The sequence below is a fragment of the Pseudomonas khorasanensis genome, from assembly GCF_014268505.2.
In the GTDB taxonomy this organism is placed as follows: domain Bacteria; phylum Pseudomonadota; class Gammaproteobacteria; order Pseudomonadales; family Pseudomonadaceae; genus Aquipseudomonas; species Aquipseudomonas khorasanensis.
Window position 1 is genome coordinate 338019 of the sequence record NZ_JABWQP020000001.1, and the last position, 21771, is coordinate 359789.

The window sequence follows — 21771 nt, forward strand, 5'->3', positions numbered from 1 at the left end:
AAACCCGCTTCGGCGGGTTTTTTCATTCTGGTGTTTAACCAATCAGGAGTCAGAAATGAGCCAAATCACTGTTCGTTCCGTGGTCTATCAGATTGACGGCCAGCCTTATGAAGGTCGACTGGCCTTCGACGCCGAGCATAAAGACGCGCGCCCGGGTTTGCTGCTGGCACCGAACTGGATGGGCGTCAGCGCCGGCGCCGAAGACATCGCCAGGTCGGTGGCAGCCAGGGGCTACGTGGTGTTGATCGCGGATGTCTATGGTCAGGCCGTACGCCCGCAAGATGCCGATCAGGCGCTTGCGGCGATGATGCCGCTCAAGGATGACCGCGCGCTGCTGCGCAAGCGCCTGCAGGTAGCGTTCGAGCAGCTGCAGAAGCAGGGCGAAGCGGCGGTGGACACGTCGAAACTGGCGGTATTCGGTTTCTGCTTCGGCGGTTGCTGCGCACTCGATCTGGCGCGGACGGGCGCGCCGGTGAAGGCCGCTGTGTCGTTCCACGGGACACTCGATTCGCCAAATCCTGCGGACGCGAAAAACATCAAGGGTTCGGTGCTGGTGTTGCACGGTGCGTCCGATCCGCTGGTGCCAAAAGAACAGCTGCCCGCGTTTGAAGATGAAATGAATGCGGCGGGCGTTGATTGGCAGTTGCTCAGCTACGGCGGTGCGGTGCACTCGTTTACCGATCCGCATGCCAATGTGCCAGGCAAGATGATGTATGACGAGAAGACTGCCACGCGGGCGTTCAAGTCCATGCACGACTTGCTGGATGAAGTGTTCAAGGACTGAGTCAGTTTTCAGGCACTGACTTGATCGACGTCTGATCTGGCCTCTTCGCGAGCAGGCTCGCTCCCACATGGAATGCATTACTAATCCCTGTGGGAGCGAGCCTGCTCGCGAAGACTGACTGAGGCCCTCTACAAATCTTAGGGTAGTTCTATCCGCTCGAGTTCCCCCGGCACCGTCGGCCAATCCCCGGCCGCCCACTTGCGCCGTGCCTCATCAATCGCCGCCGGATCACTGGCAACAAAATTCCAGTTGATCCGCCTCGGACCGTCCAGCGCCGCGCCGCCGAACACCACCGCGTGCACATCGCTTTCGGCAAACAGGCTCATCTCTTCGCCGGCTGGCAACACCACCAGCGCATGCGGCTCGATCGCCTCGCCATTCAACTGCGTATCGCCGCTCAACACATACACTGCCCGCTCTTCATGCTCGTTGGGTATCAGCAAAGTAGTCGCGGTCTGCATCTTCACTTCGGCATACAACGTAGGAGAAAGCACCGGCACCGGCGATTCTAGGCAAAAGCCCGACCCGGCAATCATGCGGATCTGCACGCCAAGGTTATCGCTGACCGGCAGGGTCGTTGCCGGATGATGGCTGTAATGGCCGGGGCCCTGTTCGTGCTCTTTGGGCGAGGCCAGCCAGACTTGCATGCCGTGCAGCGAAAAGGTCTCGGCGAGCAGCGGTTCGGGTGTGCGCTCGACATGGGCAATGGCGCTGCCAGCGGTCATCCAGCTGACGTCCCCCGCGCTGACCACCTGATCGGAACCCAGGCTGTCCTTGTGCTGGAGCTGGCCTTCAAACAGGTAGGTAAGGGTCGACAGACCAATGTGCGGGTGCTGTCGGATGTCCATACCTTTGCCCGTCGGATAAACCGTTTCGAGCATGTGGTCGAAAAACACGAAAGGCCCGACGTTGCGGCATTTGGCTGACGGCAGCGGGCGCAGGATCGGCTGGCCTTCGACGTCTTCGGCGCGTGGGCGGATGATCAGGAGTGGCGTGTCCATGGTGCATTCCAGGCTGAGCGGGTGATGCCAGAAGCATAACCCGCCGCTGCCATCAGGAGGATTATTGGCTGTCGAAGCCTTGTGGCGCGTGGGTCTCGATGGTCACTTCGCTGGTGGTCATCAGCTTGTGGATCGGGCAGCGGTCGGCGACGCGCAGCAGCTCCTCGCGCTGGGCATCGGTGAGCACGCCTTTGAGCGTGAGGGTCACGTGCAGGGCATATTTGCCTTTCTGCTCTTCACTGTTGTCGCGTTTGACTTCAACGCCGACGCCGGTCAGTGGAATGTCTTTCTTCTTCGCGTACATCTTCAGGGTCAGGGCCTTGCAGGCACCTAGCGCAGCGTCGAAATAGTCGTGTGGCTCGGGTGCCGAGCCTTCGCCACCGGCCGAGGCGGGTACGTCGGTAAACAATTCGTGGTCGTCGATCTGTACGGTATGACGATAACCTTCGGCGGAGACAGTATTGACGGTAACAGTCATGGGAACCTCACTGGCAGTAGGAAAAGTCGTTCAATCGAAAATGACTGTGCAGTTATAGAACATTCCCAAGGGTGTGCACTGCGTTTTCCTGTGCGATGAACCCTTGTGGACAGCGTGCGGTCTAGGCTATGCCTGTTATCCGGAGATTACTTGTGCCCCTGTATCGTCTGAGTCTCGCCTGCCTGCTGGCGTTTGCCGGCAGCGCCAGCGCCCGTGAATACACCTACAGCGATGCGCACCTGCATTACGTGGATTTCTTCCAGGAAACCGCCGGCATGGAGAAATTGCTGAAGGCCATGAAGGACAATTCCATTGAGCACGTGATGATCTCCGGTATTCCCGTGGCGAAGAAATGGCACGAAGACGAGCCCAAGCGTCCGCGCTACTACGCGGGCGATGACGCCGACGCCTATTGGTACAGCGCCACCGATGTGATCGTTGCCGATGCGGTGCAAAAACTCTCGCCCGAGCAGCGTCAGTACTTTCATCCGTTTCTGTCGGGCTTTAATCCCAACGACAAGAATTCAGCTGCGCACATTCAGCGCATGCTCGATTTGTATCCAGGGCTGTGGCAGGGCATTGGCGAGGTGTTTACCCGGCACGACGATTTGACGGCGCTGACCTCCGGCGATACGCCTCGGGCGAACAACGAGGCGATGACCAGGATCTATCACCTGGCCGCTGAAAACGATCTGCCGGTGATGCTGCATTCCAATATCACTTCCAAGCGTGAGAAAAATCCGCTGTACCTGAAGGAAGTCGAGGAACCGCTGCGCAATCATCCGCACACGCGGTTCATCTGGGCGCACGCAGGCACCAGCGCCGAGATCCATCGTCATCAGACTCAGTTGCCGTTCCTGTTGCCAACCCTGACGCGCATGCTTGAAGCCTATCCCAATCTGTTCATCGACTTGTCGTGGAGCATGCTGACACCGTATTTGCTGGATGAGCATGGCAAGCCGCGCGCGGAATGGCTGGCGCTGGTAGAGAAATACCCTGACCGCTTCATGCTCGGCTCTGACGTAGTGGGACGGTTCAACAAGCTCGGTCAGGAAATGCACAGCTACAAGCCGTTTCTGGATGCGCTGCCGGAAGCCGTGGCGCGCAACGTCGCGCGGGATAATTTCCTGGCGATATTGCCGCGTAATCCAGGAAAAGCCGCTGATCAGCGCTGAGGCGCGGTGGAGCAGGCGACGAAAAAAAGCCCCGCATTGCGGGGCTTTTCACTTCAGTCAAATTAGCTGCCTTTGACAGCCTTGCCGTTGACCTTGCCTTCCTGGAGCATGATGTTGTACTCCTTTCCGTCGGTCTCGACCTGTTGCAGGCGCACCAGCAAGTAATCCCAATCCTTGGCGAACCAGAGGACGGTGATGCGCTTGCTTTGTGTCGGGTCGCGGACGCGCTCGACCTTGATGGCGTCGATCTGACCGGCCTTGGTGTCGACCTTTTCCGAGCCCAGCACGCGGAAGTCGTAAGTGTCGACTTCGCCATCATCAACGACCTGATAGCTCATGCTTTTCTTGCCGGCGGCGACGTCATGCTGCAGCGCCAGTTGATAGGTCGACTTGTCGACCATGCCACGGTTAAGCGGGATTTTTACCGCGTCGCCACGGTCGGTGCCGGTGACCAGCTTGTTGGCCCAGTCGAAGTCCAGATCAGCTTTTTTCGCTTTGCCCAGACCACCACGTTCGAAGTGGTAGGACTGCGGCAACAAGGTGTCCTTGTCCAGGGTCAGGGTGCTTTCTTCGGTCAGGCTGGCGATCATCATCGACGCCTTGAAGCTGAGTTTCCAGACGCCGTTGGCTTCCTTGGTCAGGCTGCGTTCGGCGGTGCCGCTCATGGGCAGCTGCTTCCAGTCGGCGGTGTAGCTGGCGGAGAACGGTTGAAGGTCCGCTGCCTGCGCAAAGGGCAGGGCGAGCAGAGCGCAAGCGAAGAGCAGGGCGCGACGCATAATATCTCCTAGTTTCGAATCAAGTGGCCGCTGGCGGCGAGTAGCTGGCCGTCGAGTAAAGCACCGTGTTCCCCGAGTGTCAGCCTGCCTTCGGCAAACCAGCGTACCGCCATCGGGTAGATCAAGTGTTCCTGAACGTGGACTCGCTGCGCCAGACTCTGCGGCGTGTCGTGCAACTCTACCGGTAATACTGCTTGTACGACCAGTGGTCCGCCGTCGAGTTCCTCGGTGACGAAGTGCACGGAGCAGCCGTGTTCCGTGTCGCCGGCCTCCAAGGCGCGCTGGTGAGTGTGTAACCCTTTGTATTTGGGCAACAGCGACGGATGGATGTTGAGCAGGCGGCCGTGATAGTGCCGAACGAAATCAGCGCTGAGGATGCGCATGAATCCGGCCAGTACCACAAGTTTGGGGTTGAATTCGTCGATCAGTCTGACCAAGGCTGCATCGAAGGCCTCGCGACCTTCGAATGCCTTGTGATCCAGCGAGCGGGTGGCGATACCCGCGTCACGGGCGCGTTGCAGGCCGTAGGCGTCGGCGCGGTTGGAAATCACCGCAGCGACGCGAACCGGGCTGTCGCCGGTCCGTGTGCTGTCGATCAAAGCCTGCAAGTTACTGCCGGTGCCGGACAACAGCACCACGACATCACAGGGGTTTGGCATCAGTGAGCCTTGAGGTTCTTCAGTTCGACCTGCGCAGCGCCTTCGGCGGCAACGGCGATCTGACCGATGACCCACGGTTGCTCACCGGCTTCACGCAGGGTGTTCAGCGCAGTTTCCACGTGCTCCTGAGCCACGCAGATGACCATGCCCACGCCGCAGTTCAGCACGCGGTGCATCTCGTTTTCATCAACGTTGCCTTTCTCTTGCAGCCAGTCGAAAACGGCCGGGCGAGTCCAGCTGGCCACGTCAACCACTGCCTGAGCGCCTTTTGGCAGCACGCGTGGAATATTGTCGAGCAGGCCGCCACCGGTGATGTGGGCCATGGCTTTGACCGCGCCGGTGTCTTTGATCAGCTTGAGCAGCGGCTTGACGTAGATGCGGGTCGGCGCCATCAAAAGGTCGGTCAACGGCTTGCCGTCGAGTTGGGTGTTTTCGATGTCGGCGCCGGAGACTTCGATGATCTTGCGGATCAGCGAGTAGCCGTTGGAGTGCGGGCCGGACGATGGCAGAGCGATCAGTGCATCACCGGTGGCGACTTTCGAGCCGTCGATGATTTCCGATTTTTCCACGACGCCGACGCAGAAGCCGGCCAGGTCGTAGTCTTCGCCTTCGTACATGCCTGGCATTTCAGCGGTTTCGCCGCCGACCAGCGAGCAACCCGACAACTCGCAGCCAGCGCCGATGCCGGTCACGACCTGGGTCGCGGTTTCGACGTTGAGCTTGCCGGTAGCGTAGTAATCGAGGAAGAACAGCGGCTCGGCGCCGCACACCACCAGGTCGTTGACGCACATGGCGACCAGGTCGATGCCGATGCTGTCGTGCTTGTTCAGGTTCAGCGCCAGACGCAGCTTGGTGCCGACGCCGTCGGTGCCGGACACCAGCACAGGCTGCTTGTAGCCGGCCGGGATTTCGCAGAGGGCGCCGAAACCGCCCAGGCCGCCCATGACTTCCGGGCGCGCAGTGCGCTTGGCGACGCTCTTGATGCGTTCGACCAATGCTTCACCGGCGTCGATGTCTACACCGGCGTCCTTGTAGCTCAGGGAGGGTTGCTTGCTCATGATCCAGGCCTTTAGGGGAGGGGATTCAGGGGGTAACGACCGAGTTCAGCGGGAACGTCGAAATCGATGGGCGATGGCCTCACGCACGTTTCGAGGTGCCCGGTTGTTGCCGGTCTGCGAAGGCGCGCGATTTTATCAGGCTTGAAGGGCAGCGGCCATCCTCGCACCGACGGGCAGGGGCATATCGGCGCAAATTTTTTGCAATCGCGGCATGTGACTGCCTGTATAAGGTGTGGCCATTAACCGTCTATCGTTACCACTGTGCAAAAACTTACCGCCGCCGTGTGAATGTTTTGCAACGGGTGAGGGTCACAGCCTTGCTCAAACGGTTCACGCGGCGTGTTCCAGCCGCACCTGTCGACGGGAATTTTCCATGCGTTTTTGTAAATCATTGTTTGTAGGCTGCCTGGCACTGGTCAGTCTGGCGAGCCATGCCGAAAACCTGAAAGGTCTGTACCAGGTCCGTCAGCCGGTCAACGGACAGGCACCTGAAGAGCGCGACCGCGCCACGCAGGGGGCGCTCGATACGCTGGTGCTGCGTCTGACCGGTGACCCGAAAGCCGTGCAGAACCCCGGGCTGGCGCCAATCCGCAAGGACCCGCAGCAGATCATCAGCCAATTCGGTTTTGATGGCGGGCCACCGGAAGTACTTAAAGTCGATTTCGACCCGGCGACCACCGAGCAGGCCTTGCGCCGGGCCGGATTGCCAGTGTGGGGCGCCAGTCGGCCGTCGGTCCTGAGCTGGTGGCTGAACGACTCAACCGAAGGTTCGAGTCTGGTCGGTGATGGTCAGGCGGCGGCCTCGCCGTTGCGCACCGCCGCTCAACATCGCGGCTTGCCAGTGCGCTTGCCACTGGCCGATCTGAGTGAGCAACTGGTGGCGACGGCTCCGGTGCTGGAAAGCGCCGACCCCGCACCTCTGCGCAGTGCTTCCGAACGCTACAACGCCGACGCCTTGCTGGCGGTGCATGCCCGTGAAGAAGGTGGGCAATGGCAGGCGAAATGGCGGTTGTGGCTCGGTGATCAAAAAGAGGCCGGTAGCGTGCAGGGCGCCGATCAGGCAGCAGTGGCCGATGCGGTCATGCTGGCGGTGGCCGAGCGCCTGGCGCCGCGATTTGTCGCCAAGCCTGGTGCGTCGGGTCAGCAGACTCTGGAAGTGCAAGGCATGAATCTGGAACATTACGCGGCGTTGTTGCGGTTACTCGAGCCGTTTGGCGTGCGTCTGCAAAGCGTGCAGGGAGATCGCATCGTCTACCGGGTCAACGGCAGTGCGGATCAATTGCGCGCGCAATTGTCGCTGGCGAAGTTGCAGGAGCTGCCGGCTGACGCGCCGGCCCCGGTGGCGCCAGCACAGCCTGCCGTTGCGGGCGCCCCGGCGGTGGCGGCGCCAACCCCGACACCGGTGGCGCCGTCCTTGCGGTTTCGCTGGTAAGTCTTTCCTTATATAGAAGCATCAGGAGTGGTAAATGGCCGATACACGGCGTTGGTTCTGGCTCGGTGGGGTAGTCCTGCTTTGCGCGTTTGTATGGTTGCTGCACCCGATCCTCACACCGTTTCTGGTCGCGCTGTTGCTGGCTTATCTGTTCGATCCGCTGGTGGATCGCCTGGAGCGGCTCGGCCTGTCGCGGACCTGGGGCGTGATCGCCGTGTTTGCCTTGTTCACCTTGATCGTCACCGCATTGATGCTGGTGTTGGTGCCGATGCTCGCCAAGCAGTTGCTGCGCCTTTATGAGCTGGCACCGCAGATGCTCGACTGGTTGCAGCACACCGCTGTGCCATGGGCGCAGGCGAAGCTGGGGTTGTCGGACGGTTTCTGGAAGTTCGACAAGGTCAAGGCCGCGATCAGCGAGCACATGGGGCAGACCACGGACATTGTCGGGGTGGTGCTGAGTCAGGCGACCGCGTCCAGCCTGGCGCTGATCGGCTGGCTGGCGAATCTGGTGCTGATCCCGGTCGTCAGTTTCTATCTCCTGCGCGACTGGGACGTGATGATGGGCAAGATCCGCAGCCTGCTGCCGCGTGATCGTGAAGAGCGCGTGGTCTCGCTTGCCGGGGAGTGCCACGAAGTGCTTGGCGCGTTCGTACGCGGGCAGTTGCTGGTGATGGTTGCGCTGGGGGTGATTTACGCCGCCGGCCTGATGATTGTCGGCCTGGAACTGGGGCTGTTGATTGGCCTTATTGCCGGTCTGGCGGCGATCGTGCCCTACATGGGTTTCGTGATCGGTATTGGCGCGGCGTTGATTGCCGGACTGTTCCAGTTTGGTGGCGATCTGTATCCGATGGTCGGGATTGTCGCGGTGTTCATGGTCGGTCAGGCGCTGGAAGGCATGGTGCTGACGCCGTTGCTGGTCGGTGATCGCATCGGTCTGCACCCGGTGGCTGTGATTTTCGCGATCCTGGCCGGCGGCGAGTTGTTTGGCTTTACGGGGGTGCTGCTGGCGCTGCCAGTGGCTGCGGTGATCATGGTGCTGGTGCGGCATGTCCACGATCTCTACAAGGATTCCGGCATCTATAGCGGAGTCGACGAACCCGAGCTGTAACGCAGCGGCCAGCCCGGCGGTTGGCCGGGCTGGTCGGGGCCGTGCAGCTGCGGGCGCCAGAGAATCTGTCACTAAACCAGTACCTTGTCGCAAACCTTTGATTTTGCTTGGAGTCTGCCGCATTGTGCGCTCAGCCTCACGGGTATAAACTTCGCAAACTTTACACAGAGGCCACTAACGGTTCCTTTGAGAACTGTTCAGTCAGCATGAAACCGATTCAGCTGCCCCTAGGTGTGCGTCTGCGTGACGACGCCACCTTCGTCAATTACTACCCAGGCGCCAATGCCGCTGCACTCGGCTATGTCGAGCGTCTCTGCGAAGCCGACGCCGGGTGGACGGAAAGCCTGATCTATCTCTGGGGCAAGCACGGCGTGGGGCGTACGCATCTGTTGCAGGCGGCTTGCCTGCGTTTCGAGCAGATGGGCGAACCGGCGGTTTATCTACCGCTGGCCGAGTTGATGGACCGTGGCATCGAGATCCTCGACAACCTTGAACAGTACGAGCTGGTGTGCCTGGACGACTTGCAGGTCATCGCCGGCAAGGCTGACTGGGAAGAGGCAATGTTTCATCTGTTCAACCGCCTGCGTGACAGCGGTCGGCGCCTGCTGATCGCCGCGTCCACATCTCCACGAGAACTGCCGGTCAAACTGGCTGACCTGAAATCGCGCCTGACCCTGGCGCTGATTTTCCAGATGCGACCGCTTTCTGACGAAGACAAATTGCGCGCGCTGCAATTGCGCGCTTCGCGTCGGGGTCTGCACCTGACCGATGAAGTCGGGCATTTCATCCTCACTCGCGGCACCCGCAGCATGAGCGCGCTGTTTGATCTGCTTGAGCAGCTCGATCAGGCCTCTCTGCAGGCCCAACGCAAGCTGACCATTCCCTTCCTGAAAGAGACGCTGGGCTGGTAGCAGCAGGGCTTTCGGCAGCTTTCAGGCGTCAGAAAATCCGCTTTCCGGCACATCTGCAGGGATTTTCAATGGCGAAACGGGATTACGCGCTTAGATGTAAACACGAAACCGGGAAGTCACATAAAGTTCGATTGAATTTGCAAATGAGGACGATAGCGGGCATAGTCTCGGCTTCTTTACAACTACCAGCCACGGTCGTGCCCATGCTAAAGCGCTTCGCACCCCTCGTGCCTCTCGCACTCGTTACCCTGTTATTCGGTTGTGCTGCTCATTCTCCAGTTCAAGAGCCGCCGCAACAGGTCAAGAATTCCGCTACTGCCCAGTCTTCCGTTATCTACCAGGAAGAGCTGGACACCGAAAAAGAACTCAACCAGTTCAACGGCAGCAAGCCTTATCAGCTTCCTGTGCTGGCTGACAGCATCCTCGAACGCGGCATGTCCCTGATCGGTACCCGTTACCGTTTCGGCGGCACCTCGGAAGCCGGCTTCGATTGCAGTGGTTTCATCGGTTACCTGTTCCGCGAAGAGGCTGGCATGAACCTGCCACGCTCCACTCGCGAAATGATCAACGTCGATGCGCCGCTGGTTTCGCGCAGCAACCTTGAGCCGGGCGATCTGCTGTTCTTCGCCACCAATGGTCGTCGCGGTCGTGTGAGTCATGCCGGGATCTACCTGGGCGACAATCAGTTCATTCACTCCAGCAGTCGTCGTAGCGGCGGTGTCCGCATCGACAACCTGGGTGACAGCTACTGGAGCAAGACCTTCATCGAAGCCAAGCGTGCACTCGCCATGGCGCCGACCGTGGTCACGGCTCGCAAGTAATCTCCCGATGTCGCTGCGTTCGCGGCGACAAAGCGGTGCGGCAACGGAGTAGACGCAAACTTTACAAGGTGAAGTTAAAGTCTTACTTGAAGTTTGCCGCGTAGCCGCTAGAATTCTGAATCTATATTGATGGCAAACCGCCTGCGTGATGACGCAGGCGGTTTTGTTTCTGTCCAATCGGCAGAAAAAGCCGCAGCCAGATCAGGATGTTCTGCTTATGACGATGTCGGCCCGCCTCACCTTGATCCTTTGCGCCGCGCTGCTCAGCGCCTGCGCCAGCCGCACGCCGCCGCCCGCCCCGGTGGTTCGCACGCCGATTGTGTTCGGCCCTTCCCAAGCTTTTTCGCCTGTTGCTGAAGACGTGCTGTTCCGCGCGCTCGGCCTCGTCGGCACGCCTTATCGTTGGGGCGGCAATACACCGGATTCAGGCTTTGATTGCAGTGGCCTGATCGGCTTCGTCTACCGCGATGCCGCGGGGATTTCACTGCCACGCTCCACGCGGGAAATGATCGTCATGCAGGCACCGAACGTGGGTAAGGAAGGGTTGCAGACCGGCGACCTGATTTTCTTCGCCACCAATGGCGGTTCGCAGGTCAGTCACGCGGGAATCTACGTCGGGGAAGGGCGCTTCGTGCATGCGCCGGCGACGGGCGGCACGGTCAAGCTCGACAGCCTGTCCAAGGCGTATTGGCAGAAGGCTTATCTGAGCGCCAAGCGGGTATTGCAGCCGGGACAGTTGGCGCATAACCCCTAGCTTGAACGCACAAGACAATGTGGGAGCGAGCCTGCTCGCGAAGGCGGAGTTTCAGTCGACAATGATGTGACTGATGTACCGCTTTCGCGAGCAGGCTCGCTCCCACATTTTTTTTGCGTCGGGTTTACATTATCTTGCCGCCGAAACGCGCCACACCTTGTTCCCCACATCATCCGCGACCAGCAAGCCACCCTGCGGATCGACCACGACACCTACCGGGCGACCCAGCGCGTTTTCATCCTTGTCGAGGAACCCGGTCAGGACATCGACCGGTTGGCCGGTCGGTTTGCCGCCGCTGAATGGCACGAAAATCACTTTATAACCACTGTGCGGTTTACGGTTCCAGGAGCCGTGCTGGCCGATGAAGGCGCCTTCTTTGAATTGCGCCGGCAAAGTGTTGCCCTCAGCGAAAGTCAGGCCGAGCGATGCGGTATGTGGCCCGACGGCATAGTCCGGCACGATGGCTTTTGCCACCAGCTCAAGGTTCTGTGGCTCGACGCGTACATCGACGTGCTGCCCGTAATAGCTGAACGGCCAACCGTAGAAACCCCCGTCCTTGACCGACGTAATGTAATCCGGCACCAGATCGCTGCCGATTTCGTCACGCTCGTTGACCGCGGTCCACAGAGCGCCGCTGGTGGGCTCCCAGGCCAGGCCGTTGGGATTACGGATGCCCGAGGCGAAGATTCGATGGTTGCCGGTCGCCCGGTCAACTTCCCAGATCGCCGCGCGGCCTTCTTCCTGATCCAGACCGTTTTCACCCACGTTGCTGTTGGAACCGACCGTGACGTACAGCTTGCTGCCGTCCTTGCTGGCGATGACGTTCTTGGTCCAGTGATGGTTCAGTGTTCCGCCCGGCAGGTCGACCACCTTGATCGGCTGTGTCTTGATTTCGGTCGCGCCGGGCTCGTAGTTGAAGCGCAGCAGGCGATCGGTGTCGGCCACGTACAGATCGTTGCCGACCAGGGTCATGCCGAATGGCGAATTAAGGTTTTGCAGAAATACCGTGCGGGTTTCGGCGACGCCATCGTGGTCAGCGTCACGCAGCAGGGTGATGCGATTCGGGCTTGGCACACCAGCGCCGGCTTTGCCCATGACCTTTTTCATTACCCAGCCGCGAATGCCTTTGCTGTCATCGGGTTTTGGCGGAGCGTTGGTTTCCGCCACCAGCACATCGCCATTGGGCAGCACATACAGCCAGCGCGGGTGATCCAGACCTTCGGCAAATGCCGCCACTTGCGTGCCGGCAGCCGCCGTCGGTTTCGCGCCGTCCGGCCAGCCAACCGCTGGAGCGATATTCACTGTCGGGATCAGCGTTTTGTTGGGTTCGGGCAGTTTCGGTGAGGGGCCGGTGCCGTCGGAGACTTGCAGGCTGGAGGTTTCGCCGCAGGCGGCGAGGCCTCCGGCGAGGGCGATGACGAAAACGAGCTGGGGGTTGCGCATTGCTGATCTTCCCTATGAATGCATTCCTAGACATAGAGAACCGCGCAAGCCCGATGGTTCAACTGCTCAGCCGCGAGCTTCCTTGAACAGCACCGCGATGCCGGGGTGATAGTTGCCCGCTTCGCTGTGTAACTTGCGGTAGGCGTAAGGGAAATACCAGGCCACCGCGCAGGTGTGTTCCTTTTGCAGGTCGTCAATCATGTCCTGCAGTTCTTCGGGGCTTGCGCTGTGCTGAGCCTTCTGCGGCGCGACAAACAGGCAGCCAAGCTTGAGGTCGCTGGCGTAACTGATGCGTTTGGCATCAAAGGTGATATCCAGCAGCGCTTGGGTGAGGTTGAGGTTGTTGACCTTGGGCCAGCGTTGCGTGGCCTGAATAAACGCGCGGTCTTCAGCGCCTGCGAGGAACAGATCGGCATGGGCATTGCGCTCGCCTTCCTCGTTTTGCTTGCGGGTGGGCGTCTGCTGCAGCGTCACCATTTCGGCCATCCAGGCGGCTGCCGAGAGCACGCCGAGATTGGCTTTCTCGTCGTGCCAGTAGGGCGTGTCGCTGTCACCGCGCACCGCGTTATAGCGATCGATACAGTCAAACCAGCGTTCAAGCACCGGGCGCAGGAATTCCAGCCGCGGGTTGCTGATGATCATGCCTTGCATGTGGCTCACCTTATTCTTGTGTGATGTGAGATTGTGGCTCTTTGATATCACTGTTACGAGTGTGGCACAAGATTGGCGCCCGTTAATTGATTGGCGGCGGTAATTCGCTCGTATCGTCCCTCTTCAATTGACGCTCCACCCCCAACCCTCTAACCTTCGCCGCTTGTTTCAGGTGCTCTGTGACGTGCGTCGACAGAGTGAAACAGGGAAGCCGGTGAGGGTTGTCTTCTAGCGAAGCACCACGATCCCGGCGCTGCCCCCGCAACGGTAAATGAGTGAAAACTGCGCCTTGTGCCACTGCTGAAAAAGCGGGAAGGCGCGCAGTCCGGCAAACGCCGCTCATGAGCCCGGAGACCGGCCTGATCCATCCAGCGGCATCACGGTGGGCGATGCCAGGCTTTTTGCCGTCTATTCTTGTGCCTGCCCGCCGTTATCCAGCCTCAACGGAGAGCTTCCCCATGACCGATTCCCCCGAGCGCGACGAGCGCCATCTGGCGCGTATGCTGCGCAAAAAAGCCGTGATCGACGAACGCATCGCCAACTCCCCCGACGAATGCGGCCTGGTGTTGGTGCTGACCGGCAACGGCAAAGGTAAAAGCAGCTCGGCCTTCGGCATGCTGGCCCGTGCGATGGGCCATGGCATGCAGTGCGGCGTGGTGCAGTTCATCAAGGGCCGCAACAGCACCGGCGAAGAATTGTTTTTCCGCCGCTTCCCCGAGCAGGTGCGTTTCCATGTCATGGGCGAGGGCTTCACTTGGGAAACCCAGGATCGGCAGCGTGATATCGCCGCCGCCACAGCCGCCTGGGAAGTCTCCCGCGAGCTGCTGCGCGACCCGTCGATCGGCCTGGTGGTGCTGGATGAATTGAACATCGCCCTCAAGCACGGTTATCTCGACCTCGATCAGGTACTCAGCGATTTGCAGGCGCGCCCGCCCATGCAGCATGTGGTCGTCACCGGTCGCGGGGCGCAGCCTGCAATGATCGAAATGGGCGACACGGTCACCGAAATGGGCATGCTCAAACACGCCTTCCAGGCCGGCATCAAAGCGCAGAAAGGCGTCGAACTTTGAATCATCCACGTCACTGCCCGGCGGTCTTGATTGCTGCGCCGGCTTCCGGTCAGGGCAAGACCACCGTCACCGCCGCACTGGCCCGTTTGCATCGCAATCAGGGGCGCAAGGTGCGGGTGTTCAAATGCGGCCCGGACTTTCTCGACCCGATGATCCTCGAGCGCGCCAGCGGTGCGCCGGTGTATCAATTGGACATGTGGATGGTCGGCGAGCAGGAAAGCCGTCGCCTGTTGTGGGAAGCCGCTGCCGAGGCGGATCTGATTTTGATCGAAGGCGTGATGGGCCTGTTCGACGGCACGCCGTCCAGCGCCGATCTGGCGCGGCATTTTGGCGTACCGGTGCTCGGCGTGATCGATGGCACCGCCATGGCGCAGACCTTTGGTGCGTTGGCATTGGGCCTGGCGAAGTACCAGCCGGATCTGCCGTTCGCTGGCGTGCTGGCCAATCGCGTTGGCACCTTGCGCCACGCGCAATTACTCGAAGGCAGCCTCACCGAAGGCCTGCGCTGGTACGGCGCGTTGTCCCGCGAGACGGGCATCGAACTGCCGAGTCGTCATCTGGGGCTGGTGCAGGCCAGTGAGTTGAATGATCTGGATCTGCGTCTCGATGCGGCCGCCGACGCGCTCGCCAGCAGTTGCGAAGTCGCGCTGCCACCCGCCGTTGAGTTCGCCGCGCCTGACTTAATTGTTGCCGAGCCGTTGCTGAACGGAGTGCGCATCGCTGTCGCCCGCGATGAAGCGTTCGCCTTCACCTATGGCGCCAGCCTGGATTTGTTACGAGCGATGGGCGCCGAATTGAGTTTCTTCTCGCCGATCCGCGATACGCAGTTGCCCGAGGCGGATAGCCTTTATCTACCCGGCGGCTACCCGGAACTGCATCACGTTGCGCTCTCGCAAAACACGGCGATGCTCACGGCGATCCGCGCGCACCATGCAGCGGGCAAACCGTTGCTCGCCGAGTGTGGCGGCATGTTGTACCTGCTCGACTCCCTGACTGACGTTGACGGCACGCGCGCTGAGTTGGTCGGGCTGCTGAAGGGCGATGCGGTGATGCAGAAACGTCTGGCGGCGCTGGCGCTGCAAGCGGTCGAGTTACCGGAAGGCGCGTTGCGCGGGCACACCTATCACCACTCCCTGACCACAACTGAGCTGACGCCGATTGCCCGGGGCTTGAGCCCCAATGGCGGGCGTGGCGCCGAGGCGGTTTATCGGGAAGGGCGGATGACGGCTTCGTATGTGCATTTTTATTTTCCGTCGAATCCTGTCGCGGTGGCCGCGCTATTTGCACCGAACCCTGCGGCCGCCATCGCTGGCAGGCCAGCTCTCAAAGTAAACGGTGCAATGGCCGAACAAACGCAATCCCCTGTGGGAGCTGGCTTGCCAGCGATGGGGCCATGACCGACAACGCATTCACCGAAGCCGAGCGCCAGGCGGTCTACAAAGCCATCGCCGAACGCCGCGATATGCGCCACTTCACTGGCGGCAGCGTCGAGCCCGAGCTGTTGCGTCGTTTATTGGAGGCTGCACATCAGGCGCCAAGTGTCGGCCTGATGCAGCCCTGGCGTTTCATCCGCATCAGCGACCGAGGCCTGCGCGGGCAGATCCGCGACCTCGTTGAAGAGGAACGTGTGCGCACCGCCGAAGCCCTCGGCGAGCGCAGCGATGAGTTCATGAAACTCAAGGTTGAAGGCATCAACGACTGCGCCGAAGTGCTGGTCGCCGCGCTGATGGATGATCGCGAAAAACACATTTTTGGCCGCCGCACGCTGCCGGAAATGGACATGGCCTCGTTGTCCTGCGCGATCCAGAATCTCTGGCTGGCCGCCCGTGCCGAAGGATTGGGCATGGGTTGGGTTTCGTTGTTCGAACCGCAAGCACTGGCCGATTTGCTGAAGTTGCCGGCAGGTGCCAAGCCGCTGGCGGTTTTATGCCTGGGGCCGGTCAAGGCATTCTATCCGGCGCCGATGCTGGTACTCGAAGGGTGGGCGCAGGCGCGTCCGCTCACTGAGTTGCTGTATGAAAATTATTGGGGAGTGAGTCAATGAGTGTGGCGTTGCTGAGTGTCGCCGCGGTTGCGCTGGACGCGCTGCTGGGTGAACCGAAACGCTGGCATCCGCTGGTGGCGTTCGGCAACTTTGCCGGGCGCATCGAGCAACGTTTCAATGCAGGTGGCCGTGGCTGGCGCAGTCATGGCGTCACCGCGTGGGTGATTGCAGTATTGCCGCTGACCTTGCTCGCCACCGCATTCTCCTGGGCGCCGTATGTGGGCTGGATCGTCGAGATTCTCGCGTTGTACTGCGCGCTTGGCATGCGCAGCCTGGGTGAACATGTCGCCCCGGTCGCTGCTGCGTTGCGCGCCGATGATCTGGACGAAGCGCGCAAGCGTGTCGGCTATCTGGTCAGCCGCCAGACCGATGAGCTCGACAGCAACGCGGTCGCCCGCGCTGCCACCGAATCGGTGCTGGAGAACGGCAGCGATGCGGTGTTCGCCGCGCTGTTCTGGTTTGTCGTGGCCGGCGCGCCCGGCGTGATGCTCTACCGTTTGAGCAACACGCTGGACGCGATGTGGGGCTATCGCAACGAACGCTTCGAACGATTCGGTTGGGCGGCGGCAAAAATCGACGACGCGCTGAACTACATTCCCGCAAGACTGGTGGCGCTGACCTACGCGCTGCTCGGCAAAACCCGACTCGCCCTGCGTTGCTGGCGTACCCAGGCGCCGAAATGGGACAGCCCCAACGCCGGCCCGGTGATGGCGGCTGGCGCCGGTGCGCTGGGCGTTGAGTTGGGCGGGCCGGCGATCTATCACGGCGAACTGCACGAGCGCCCGCAGCTTGGTGAGGGTGCGCCGGCCGACGCCGATTCCATCGACCGCGGCTGGCAATTGGTCCAGCGCGGCGTATGGTTATGGCTGCTGATTCTCTGCGCGGGGGCGCAATTTTATGCTTGAGCACGGTGGCCGGCTGCGCAAGGCGGCACTCGATTACGGGATTGCCGAGGCCGACTGGCTCGACTTGTCCAGCGGGCTTGCGCCCTGGCCCTTTGCGATTCCGCAGATTCCATTGCGCGCCTGGGCTCGGCTGCCCGAGACCGACGACGGTCTGGAGCAGGCGGCGTGCGATTACTACGGCGCCTCGCAAGTGCTGCCGGTAGCCGGTTCGCAAATGGCGATTCAATTGCTGCCGCGATTGCGTCGGGCCGGCAAGGTGGGCGTGTTGTCACCCTGTTATGCCGAACATGCAGAAGCCTGGCGCCGCAGCGGTTACATCGTGCGCGAAGTGCTGGAGCAGGAAGTCGAATTCTTTCTCGACAGCCTCGATGTACTGGTGGTGGTCAATCCGAACAACCCGACGGGCCTGAGCCTGACCCCGGAGCGACTGCTCGACTGGCATGCGCGGCTGGCGCAACGCGGCGGCTGGCTGGTGGTTGATGAAGCCTTCATGGACAACACGCCCCAGCTGAGCCTGGCGCCCCACACGCATCAGGTCGGATTGATCGTGTTGCGCTCGTTCGGCAAGTTTTTCGGCCTGGCCGGGGTGCGCCTTGGATTTGTCCTGGCCGAGCGAAGATTACTGAAATTGCTCGCCGAGCAAGTCGGGCCGTGGGCGGTCAGCGGGCCGACACGGGTGCTCGGCACGGCGTGCCTGCAAGACATCGCCGGCCACGCGCAACAACGGGTTCGCAGCGATGAGGCAAGCGAGCGCCTGGCGCTGCTGCTTGAGCGATACGGTCTGAAACCGCAAGGCGGTTGCGCGCTGTTTCAGTGGCTGATCACCGAACAAGCCGAGGCGCTGCACGAATTCATGGCCCGACGCGGCATCCTTCTGCGTCTCTTCACCCACAACAGCAGCGTGCGCTTTGGTCTGCCTGCCAATGCCGCTGAAGAAGCGCGTCTCGAACAGGCCCTTCAAGCCTTTTCCAAGGAATCGAAATGACCACCCTGATGGTGCAGGGCACCACCTCCGATGCCGGTAAAAGCACGCTGGTGACGGCGCTGTGCCGCTGGGCGACGCGCCAGGGCGTGGCGGTTGTACCGTTCAAACCGCAAAACATGGCGCTCAACAGCGCGGTGACCGCCGACGGTGGCGAGATCGGCCGCGCCCAAGCGGTACAGGCGCAGGCGGCGAACCTCGAGCCGCACACCGACATGAACCCGGTGCTGCTCAAACCCAATAGCGACACCGGCGCGCAAGTGATTATTCATGGTCGCGCCGTCACCACGATGAATGCCGTCGCCTATCACGACTACAAAGCTATCGCGATGCAAGCGGTGCTGGCTTCGCATGAGCGCCTCAGCGCTGCTTATCCGCTGGTGATGGTCGAGGGCGCAGGCTCGCCGGCCGAGATCAATCTACGTGCCGGCGATATCGCCAACATGGGGTTCGCCGAAGCGGTGGATTGCCCGGTGCTGCTGATCGCCGACATCAATCGCGGCGGGGTTTTCGCCCACCTGGTCGGCACGCTGGAGCTGCTGTCGGCAAGCGAACAGGCACGCGTGAAGGGCTTCATCATCAATCGCTTTCGCGGCGACATCGCCTTGCTGCAACCGGGCCTCGACTGGCTCGAGCAGCGCACCGGCAAACCGGTGGTCGGCGTGTTGCCCTACGTGATGGATCTGCATCTGGAAGCCGAAGACGGCATCGATCAACGCCAGACCGACAAGGCTGATCAGGTGTTGAAAGTCGTGGTGCCGGTGCTGCCACGCATCAGCAACCACACCGATTTCGATCCGTTGCGGTTGCACCCGCAAGTGGACCTGCAATTCGTCGGCCCGGGGCAGGCGATTCCGCCGGCCGATCTGATCATCCTGCCCGGCTCGAAAAGCGTGCGCAGCGATCTTGCGTACTTGCGCGCCAATGGCTGGGACGCAGCGATCAATCGCCACTTGCGTTACGGCGGCAAGGTGCTGGGAATCTGCGGGGGCCTGCAAATGCTCGGCGAGCATGTGCATGATCCGCTGGGCCTGGAAGGCGCGCCGGGTTCCAGCGCCGGCCTGGGTTTGCTGGCGTTTGAGACGCAGCTCGAAGCCGATAAGCAATTGCGCAATGTGCGCGGGCGCCTGGCGCTGGAAAATGCCCAGGTCAGCGGTTATGAAATTCATGCCGGCGTGACCACCGGCCCAGCGCTGGAGAACGCGGCGGTGTATCTGGATGATGGTCGTTGCGACGGTGCGCATAGCGCGGACGGCCAGGTGTTCGGCACCTATTTGCATGGCTTGTTTGAATCGCCCCAGGCGAGTGCGGCGTTGTTGCGCTGGGCCGGGTTGAGCGATGTGCAAGAGGTCGATTACCACGGCTTGCGCGAGCGCGATATCGAGCGGCTGGCGGATCTCGTGGAAAAGCATCTGGATACTGATCTGTTGCGTCGGCTGTGTGGGATTTGAGTTGTCTGGACTGGCCTCTTCGCGAGCAGGCTCGCTCCCACAGGGAACTGCGATCAACGGTGGGAGCGAGCCTGCTCGCGAAGGGGCCGGTAGTCTCACCACACATTTTTTGGGAAAGCTCATGCTCCAACTGATCCTCGGCGGCGCCCGCTCCGGCAAAAGCCGCCTGGCTGAAAAACTGGCCAGCGAGAGCAATCTCGCCGTGACCTACATCGCCACCAGCCAACCGCTGGACGGCGAAATGAGCGAACGTGTCGCCCATCACCGCGCGCGTCGTCCCGTCGAATGGGCGTTGATCGAAGAACCGCTGGAGCTGGCCCGCGTGCTGCGTGAGTCAGCGAGCGCCGAACGCTGCCTGCTGGTCGATTGCCTGACCCTTTGGCTGACCAATCTGCTAATGCTGAATAACCCCGAACACCTCGCCGCCGAGCGCGATGCCCTGCTTGAATGCCTGGCGTCGCTGCCGGGTGAAATCATTTTTGTCAGCAACGAAACCGGTATGGGTGTCGTGCCGCTGGGCGAATTGACTCGCCGCTACGTCGATGAAGCCGGCTGGCTGCATCAAGCGCTGGCCGAGCGCTGTCAGCGTGTTGTCCTGACCGTCGCCGGCCTGCCCCTGACTTTGAAAGGACCTGCGTTATGAGCCCGACCTGGTGGCTTGACCCGTGCAAAACCGTGAATGCCGATATCGTTGCGCAAGCGACCGAGCGTCAGCAGCAATTGACCAAACCGGCTGGCTCGCTGGGGCGCCTTGAGACGGTGGCGGTGCAACTGGCCGGTCTGCAAGGCCAGGTCAAACCGACGCTGAGGCAGATCTGGATCGCGATTTTCGCGGGCGATCATGGTGTGGTGGCGGAGGGCGTTTCGGCTTATCCGCAGGAAGTCACCGGGCAGATGCTGCTCAATTTCGTCAGTGGCGGCGCGGCGATCAGCGTGCTGGCGCGTCAGCTCGGTGCGCAACTGGAAGTGGTCGATCTGGGCACCGTGAATCCGGCGCTGAGCCTGGCGGGCGTGCGCCATTTGAACCTTGGCGCGGGCACGGCGAATTTTGTGCACGGTGCGGCCATGACACAGGCTCAGGGCGAACTCGCCTTGCAGGCCGGTCGCGACAGCGTGTTTCGCGCGAAAGCCGCCGGCATGCAATTGTTCATCGGCGGTGAGATGGGTATCGGCAACACCACGGCGGCCAGCGCGCTGGCGTGTGCGTTGCTCGATTGTCCGGTGGCGCACCTGACCGGCCCCGGCACTGGTCTGAATGCTGCTGGCGTCAGCCACAAAGCGCAGGTGATCGAGCGCGCGCTGGCGCGGCATGCCGCGCAGCGTGGCGATGCCTTGCAGACGCTGTTCAACCTTGGCGGTTTCGAGATTGCTGCGTTGGTCGGCGCTTATCTGGCCTGCGCGCAGGAAGGCGTCGCGGTGCTGGTCGACGGTTTTATCTGTACCGTCGCTGCGCTGGTCGCGGTGCGTTTGAATCCCGCCTGTCGCGCGTGGCTGCTGTTCGGCCACCGTGGCGCCGAGCCGGGTCATCGCCATGTGCTGGAGACCTTGAATGCCGAGCCGCTGCTGGAACTCGACCTGCGTTTGGGCGAGGGCAGTGGGGCGGCATTGGCGGTGCCACTGTTGCGTCTGGCCTGTGACCTGCACGGGCAGATGGCGACGTTTGCCGAAGCGGCCGTGGCGGATCGTCAGGCATGACCTTGCAGGTGGATCTGCTGCGCCACGGTGAGACCGAATTCGGTGGTGGTTTACGCGGAAGCATTGACGACGCACTGACCGAAAAGGGTTGGGCGCAGATGCGCGCAGCCGTGATTGAGGGCGGGCCCTGGGACCGTATCGTCAGCTCGCCACTGCAGCGTTGCGCGCGGTTTGCCGCTGAACTGGGTGAGGGGCTGAACCTCTCTGTGCATCTGGACAAGGATCTGCAGGAACTGCATTTCGGCGCATGGGAGGGGCAGAGCGCGGCGGCATTGATGGAGACGGATGCTGAAGCGCTGGGGCTGTTCTGGGCTGATCCGTATTCGTATACGCCTGCGCAGGGTGAGCCGGTCAGCGAGTTTTCCGCGCGTGTGTTGGCGGCGGTGGCGCGGCTGCACGCAGCGTATGCCGGCGAGCGGATTCTGTTGGTGAGCCATGGCGGCGTGATGCGCTTGTTGCTGGCGCGAGCGCGTGGCTTGCCCCGTGAACAACTGCTCAATGTCGAAGTCGGCCACGGCGCGCTGTTTGCGCTGACCGTCGAGGCTGACGGCGCGCTCAAGGAAGGTCACTGAT

Annotated in this window: 23 protein-coding genes and 1 riboswitch; of the genes, 16 read left to right on the forward strand and 7 right to left on the reverse strand. The window is 61.4% G+C overall.

All coding sequences use genetic code 11. The annotated features are described in order from the left end of the window. Window positions 1-55 precede the first annotated feature (55 nt). A complete protein-coding gene (locus HU727_RS01650; protein WP_186534260.1) occupies window positions 56-784 on the forward strand; it encodes a dienelactone hydrolase family protein in 729 nt (242 codons plus the stop codon). Between the two features lie 137 nt (window positions 785-921). Here HU727_RS01650 and HU727_RS01655 read toward each other — a convergent pair whose 3' ends face one another. Then, the gene (locus HU727_RS01655; RefSeq protein WP_186534261.1) at window positions 922-1785 is read right to left on the reverse strand and encodes a pirin family protein; all 864 of its coding nucleotides are present in this window, start codon (window positions 1783-1785) and stop codon (window positions 922-924) included. A gap of 61 nt (window positions 1786-1846) precedes the next feature. Continuing rightward, on the reverse strand, window positions 1847-2263 hold the full coding sequence (locus HU727_RS01660) for an OsmC family protein (protein WP_186534262.1): 417 nt from the start codon (window positions 2261-2263) through the stop codon (window positions 1847-1849). Between the two features lie 128 nt (window positions 2264-2391). On the opposite strand from HU727_RS01660, the gene HU727_RS01665 reads away from it, so the two are divergent. Further along, on the forward strand, window positions 2392-3438 hold the full coding sequence (locus HU727_RS01665; protein ID WP_189673923.1) for an amidohydrolase family protein: 1047 nt from the start codon (window positions 2392-2394) through the stop codon (window positions 3436-3438). 62 nt (window positions 3439-3500) lie between these two features. Here the strand turns inward: HU727_RS01665 and HU727_RS01670 are convergent, their stop codons facing one another. Genes HU727_RS01670 through purM form a run of 3 tightly spaced genes read right to left on the reverse strand, consistent with a single transcriptional unit; the run spans window position 3501 to window position 5931 of the window. Beyond that, window positions 3501-4214 carry a DUF3108 domain-containing protein gene (locus tag HU727_RS01670; protein ID WP_186534264.1) on the reverse strand — a complete coding sequence of 238 codons (714 nt, stop codon included), beginning with the start codon at window positions 4212-4214 and terminating at the stop codon, window positions 3501-3503. Between the two features lie 8 nt (window positions 4215-4222). Next, window positions 4223-4873 carry a phosphoribosylglycinamide formyltransferase gene (gene purN, locus HU727_RS01675; protein ID WP_186534265.1) on the reverse strand — a complete coding sequence of 217 codons (651 nt, stop codon included), beginning with the start codon at window positions 4871-4873 and terminating at the stop codon, window positions 4223-4225. Further along, on the reverse strand, window positions 4873-5931 hold the full coding sequence (gene purM, locus HU727_RS01680; RefSeq protein ID WP_186534266.1) for a phosphoribosylformylglycinamidine cyclo-ligase: 1059 nt from the start codon (window positions 5929-5931) through the stop codon (window positions 4873-4875). The genes purN and purM overlap by 1 nt, the downstream gene beginning before the upstream one ends. Before the next feature lie 373 nt (window positions 5932-6304). On the opposite strand from purM, the gene HU727_RS01685 reads away from it, so the two are divergent. The 5 genes from HU727_RS01685 (at window position 6305) to HU727_RS01705 (ending at window position 10957) form a co-directional block, all read left to right on the forward strand. Continuing rightward, window positions 6305-7363 (forward strand): DUF2066 domain-containing protein, encoded by a 1059-nt coding sequence (locus HU727_RS01685; RefSeq protein WP_186534267.1) that lies wholly within the window; start codon window positions 6305-6307, stop codon window positions 7361-7363. 34 nt (window positions 7364-7397) lie between these two features. Beyond that, entirely contained in the window at window positions 7398-8471 is a 1074-nt protein-coding gene (locus HU727_RS01690; RefSeq protein WP_041479548.1) for an AI-2E family transporter, read from the forward strand. A gap of 206 nt (window positions 8472-8677) precedes the next feature. After that, window positions 8678-9382, forward strand: a complete 705-nt coding sequence (hda, locus tag HU727_RS01695; RefSeq protein ID WP_186534268.1) for a DnaA regulatory inactivator Hda — start codon at window positions 8678-8680, stop codon at window positions 9380-9382. 203 nt (window positions 9383-9585) lie between these two features. Next, a complete protein-coding gene (locus HU727_RS01700) occupies window positions 9586-10203 on the forward strand; it encodes a C40 family peptidase (protein WP_186534269.1) in 618 nt (205 codons plus the stop codon). A 217-nt stretch (window positions 10204-10420) separates the two neighbouring features. Then, window positions 10421-10957, forward strand: a complete 537-nt coding sequence (locus HU727_RS01705) for a C40 family peptidase (protein WP_186534270.1) — start codon at window positions 10421-10423, stop codon at window positions 10955-10957. Between the two features lie 129 nt (window positions 10958-11086). Here the strand turns inward: HU727_RS01705 and HU727_RS01710 are convergent, their stop codons facing one another. Then, a complete protein-coding gene (locus HU727_RS01710) occupies window positions 11087-12400 on the reverse strand; it encodes a PQQ-dependent sugar dehydrogenase (protein ID WP_186534271.1) in 1314 nt (437 codons plus the stop codon). Between the two features lie 66 nt (window positions 12401-12466). Then, window positions 12467-13051, reverse strand: a complete 585-nt coding sequence (locus HU727_RS01715) for a hypothetical protein (protein ID WP_186534272.1) — start codon at window positions 13049-13051, stop codon at window positions 12467-12469. 153 nt (window positions 13052-13204) lie between these two features. Further along, window positions 13205-13428, forward strand: a riboswitch (cobalamin riboswitch). An 81-nt stretch (window positions 13429-13509) separates the two neighbouring features. Here HU727_RS01715 and cobO point away from each other — a divergent pair. From cobO to cobC, 9 genes are all read left to right on the forward strand, one after another. Beyond that, the gene (cobO, locus tag HU727_RS01720; protein WP_186534273.1) at window positions 13510-14121 is read left to right on the forward strand and encodes a cob(I)yrinic acid a,c-diamide adenosyltransferase; all 612 of its coding nucleotides are present in this window, start codon (window positions 13510-13512) and stop codon (window positions 14119-14121) included. Next, on the forward strand, window positions 14118-15518 hold the full coding sequence (locus tag HU727_RS01725) for a cobyrinic acid a,c-diamide synthase CobB (protein WP_186534274.1): 1401 nt from the start codon (window positions 14118-14120) through the stop codon (window positions 15516-15518). Before cobO ends, HU727_RS01725 begins: the two co-directional genes overlap by 4 nt. After that, the gene (bluB, locus tag HU727_RS01730) at window positions 15515-16165 is read left to right on the forward strand and encodes a 5,6-dimethylbenzimidazole synthase (RefSeq protein ID WP_186534275.1); all 651 of its coding nucleotides are present in this window, start codon (window positions 15515-15517) and stop codon (window positions 16163-16165) included. Before HU727_RS01725 ends, bluB begins: the two co-directional genes overlap by 4 nt. After that, complete coding sequence (gene cbiB, locus HU727_RS01735) at window positions 16162-17070, forward strand: adenosylcobinamide-phosphate synthase CbiB (RefSeq protein ID WP_186534276.1); 909 nt, start codon at window positions 16162-16164, stop codon at window positions 17068-17070. Before bluB ends, cbiB begins: the two co-directional genes overlap by 4 nt. Beyond that, window positions 17063-18055, forward strand: a complete 993-nt coding sequence (gene cobD / locus HU727_RS01740) for a threonine-phosphate decarboxylase CobD (RefSeq protein WP_186534277.1) — start codon at window positions 17063-17065, stop codon at window positions 18053-18055. The genes cbiB and cobD overlap by 8 nt, the downstream gene beginning before the upstream one ends. Further along, a complete protein-coding gene (locus HU727_RS01745; protein ID WP_186534278.1) occupies window positions 18052-19503 on the forward strand; it encodes a cobyric acid synthase in 1452 nt (483 codons plus the stop codon). Before cobD ends, HU727_RS01745 begins: the two co-directional genes overlap by 4 nt. 121 nt (window positions 19504-19624) lie before the next feature. Then, on the forward strand, window positions 19625-20146 hold the full coding sequence (gene cobU, locus HU727_RS01750; RefSeq protein ID WP_186534279.1) for a bifunctional adenosylcobinamide kinase/adenosylcobinamide-phosphate guanylyltransferase: 522 nt from the start codon (window positions 19625-19627) through the stop codon (window positions 20144-20146). Next, window positions 20143-21198, forward strand: a complete 1056-nt coding sequence (gene cobT, locus HU727_RS01755; RefSeq protein WP_186534280.1) for a nicotinate-nucleotide--dimethylbenzimidazole phosphoribosyltransferase — start codon at window positions 20143-20145, stop codon at window positions 21196-21198. Before cobU ends, cobT begins: the two co-directional genes overlap by 4 nt. Beyond that, window positions 21195-21770, forward strand: a complete 576-nt coding sequence (gene cobC / locus HU727_RS01760) for an alpha-ribazole phosphatase family protein (RefSeq protein ID WP_186534281.1) — start codon at window positions 21195-21197, stop codon at window positions 21768-21770. Before cobT ends, cobC begins: the two co-directional genes overlap by 4 nt. The last annotated feature ends 1 nt before the right edge of the window (window position 21771 follow it).

Coding starts and splice junctions, on each gene's coding strand:
- cobO (WP_186534273.1), top strand. CDS start 13,510: ATGACCGATTCCCCCGAGCGCGACGAGCGCCATCTGGCGCGTATGCTG.
- HU727_RS01690 (WP_041479548.1), top strand. CDS start 7,398: ATGGCCGATACACGGCGTTGGTTCTGGCTCGGTGGGGTAGTCCTGCTT.
- HU727_RS01715 (WP_186534272.1), bottom strand. CDS start 13,051: ATGCAAGGCATGATCATCAGCAACCCGCGGCTGGAATTCCTGCGCCCG.
- cobD (WP_186534277.1), top strand. CDS start 17,063: ATGCTTGAGCACGGTGGCCGGCTGCGCAAGGCGGCACTCGATTACGGG.
- HU727_RS01670 (WP_186534264.1), bottom strand. CDS start 4,214: ATGCGTCGCGCCCTGCTCTTCGCTTGCGCTCTGCTCGCCCTGCCCTTT.
- HU727_RS01650 (WP_186534260.1), top strand. CDS start 56: ATGAGCCAAATCACTGTTCGTTCCGTGGTCTATCAGATTGACGGCCAG.
- HU727_RS01705 (WP_186534270.1), top strand. CDS start 10,421: ATGACGATGTCGGCCCGCCTCACCTTGATCCTTTGCGCCGCGCTGCTC.
- HU727_RS01710 (WP_186534271.1), bottom strand. CDS start 12,400: ATGCGCAACCCCCAGCTCGTTTTCGTCATCGCCCTCGCCGGAGGCCTC.
- bluB (WP_186534275.1), top strand. CDS start 15,515: ATGACCGACAACGCATTCACCGAAGCCGAGCGCCAGGCGGTCTACAAA.
- purN (WP_186534265.1), bottom strand. CDS start 4,873: ATGCCAAACCCCTGTGATGTCGTGGTGCTGTTGTCCGGCACCGGCAGT.
- HU727_RS01700 (WP_186534269.1), top strand. CDS start 9,586: ATGCTAAAGCGCTTCGCACCCCTCGTGCCTCTCGCACTCGTTACCCTG.
- HU727_RS01660 (WP_186534262.1), bottom strand. CDS start 2,263: ATGACTGTTACCGTCAATACTGTCTCCGCCGAAGGTTATCGTCATACC.
- HU727_RS01655 (WP_186534261.1), bottom strand. CDS start 1,785: ATGGACACGCCACTCCTGATCATCCGCCCACGCGCCGAAGACGTCGAA.
- HU727_RS01665 (WP_189673923.1), top strand. CDS start 2,392: ATGCCTGTTATCCGGAGATTACTTGTGCCCCTGTATCGTCTGAGTCTC.
- purM (WP_186534266.1), bottom strand. CDS start 5,931: ATGAGCAAGCAACCCTCCCTGAGCTACAAGGACGCCGGTGTAGACATC.
- HU727_RS01745 (WP_186534278.1), top strand. CDS start 18,052: ATGACCACCCTGATGGTGCAGGGCACCACCTCCGATGCCGGTAAAAGC.
- cobT (WP_186534280.1), top strand. CDS start 20,143: ATGAGCCCGACCTGGTGGCTTGACCCGTGCAAAACCGTGAATGCCGAT.
- cobC (WP_186534281.1), top strand. CDS start 21,195: ATGACCTTGCAGGTGGATCTGCTGCGCCACGGTGAGACCGAATTCGGT.
- hda (WP_186534268.1), top strand. CDS start 8,678: ATGAAACCGATTCAGCTGCCCCTAGGTGTGCGTCTGCGTGACGACGCC.
- cobU (WP_186534279.1), top strand. CDS start 19,625: ATGCTCCAACTGATCCTCGGCGGCGCCCGCTCCGGCAAAAGCCGCCTG.
- HU727_RS01685 (WP_186534267.1), top strand. CDS start 6,305: ATGCGTTTTTGTAAATCATTGTTTGTAGGCTGCCTGGCACTGGTCAGT.
- cbiB (WP_186534276.1), top strand. CDS start 16,162: ATGAGTGTGGCGTTGCTGAGTGTCGCCGCGGTTGCGCTGGACGCGCTG.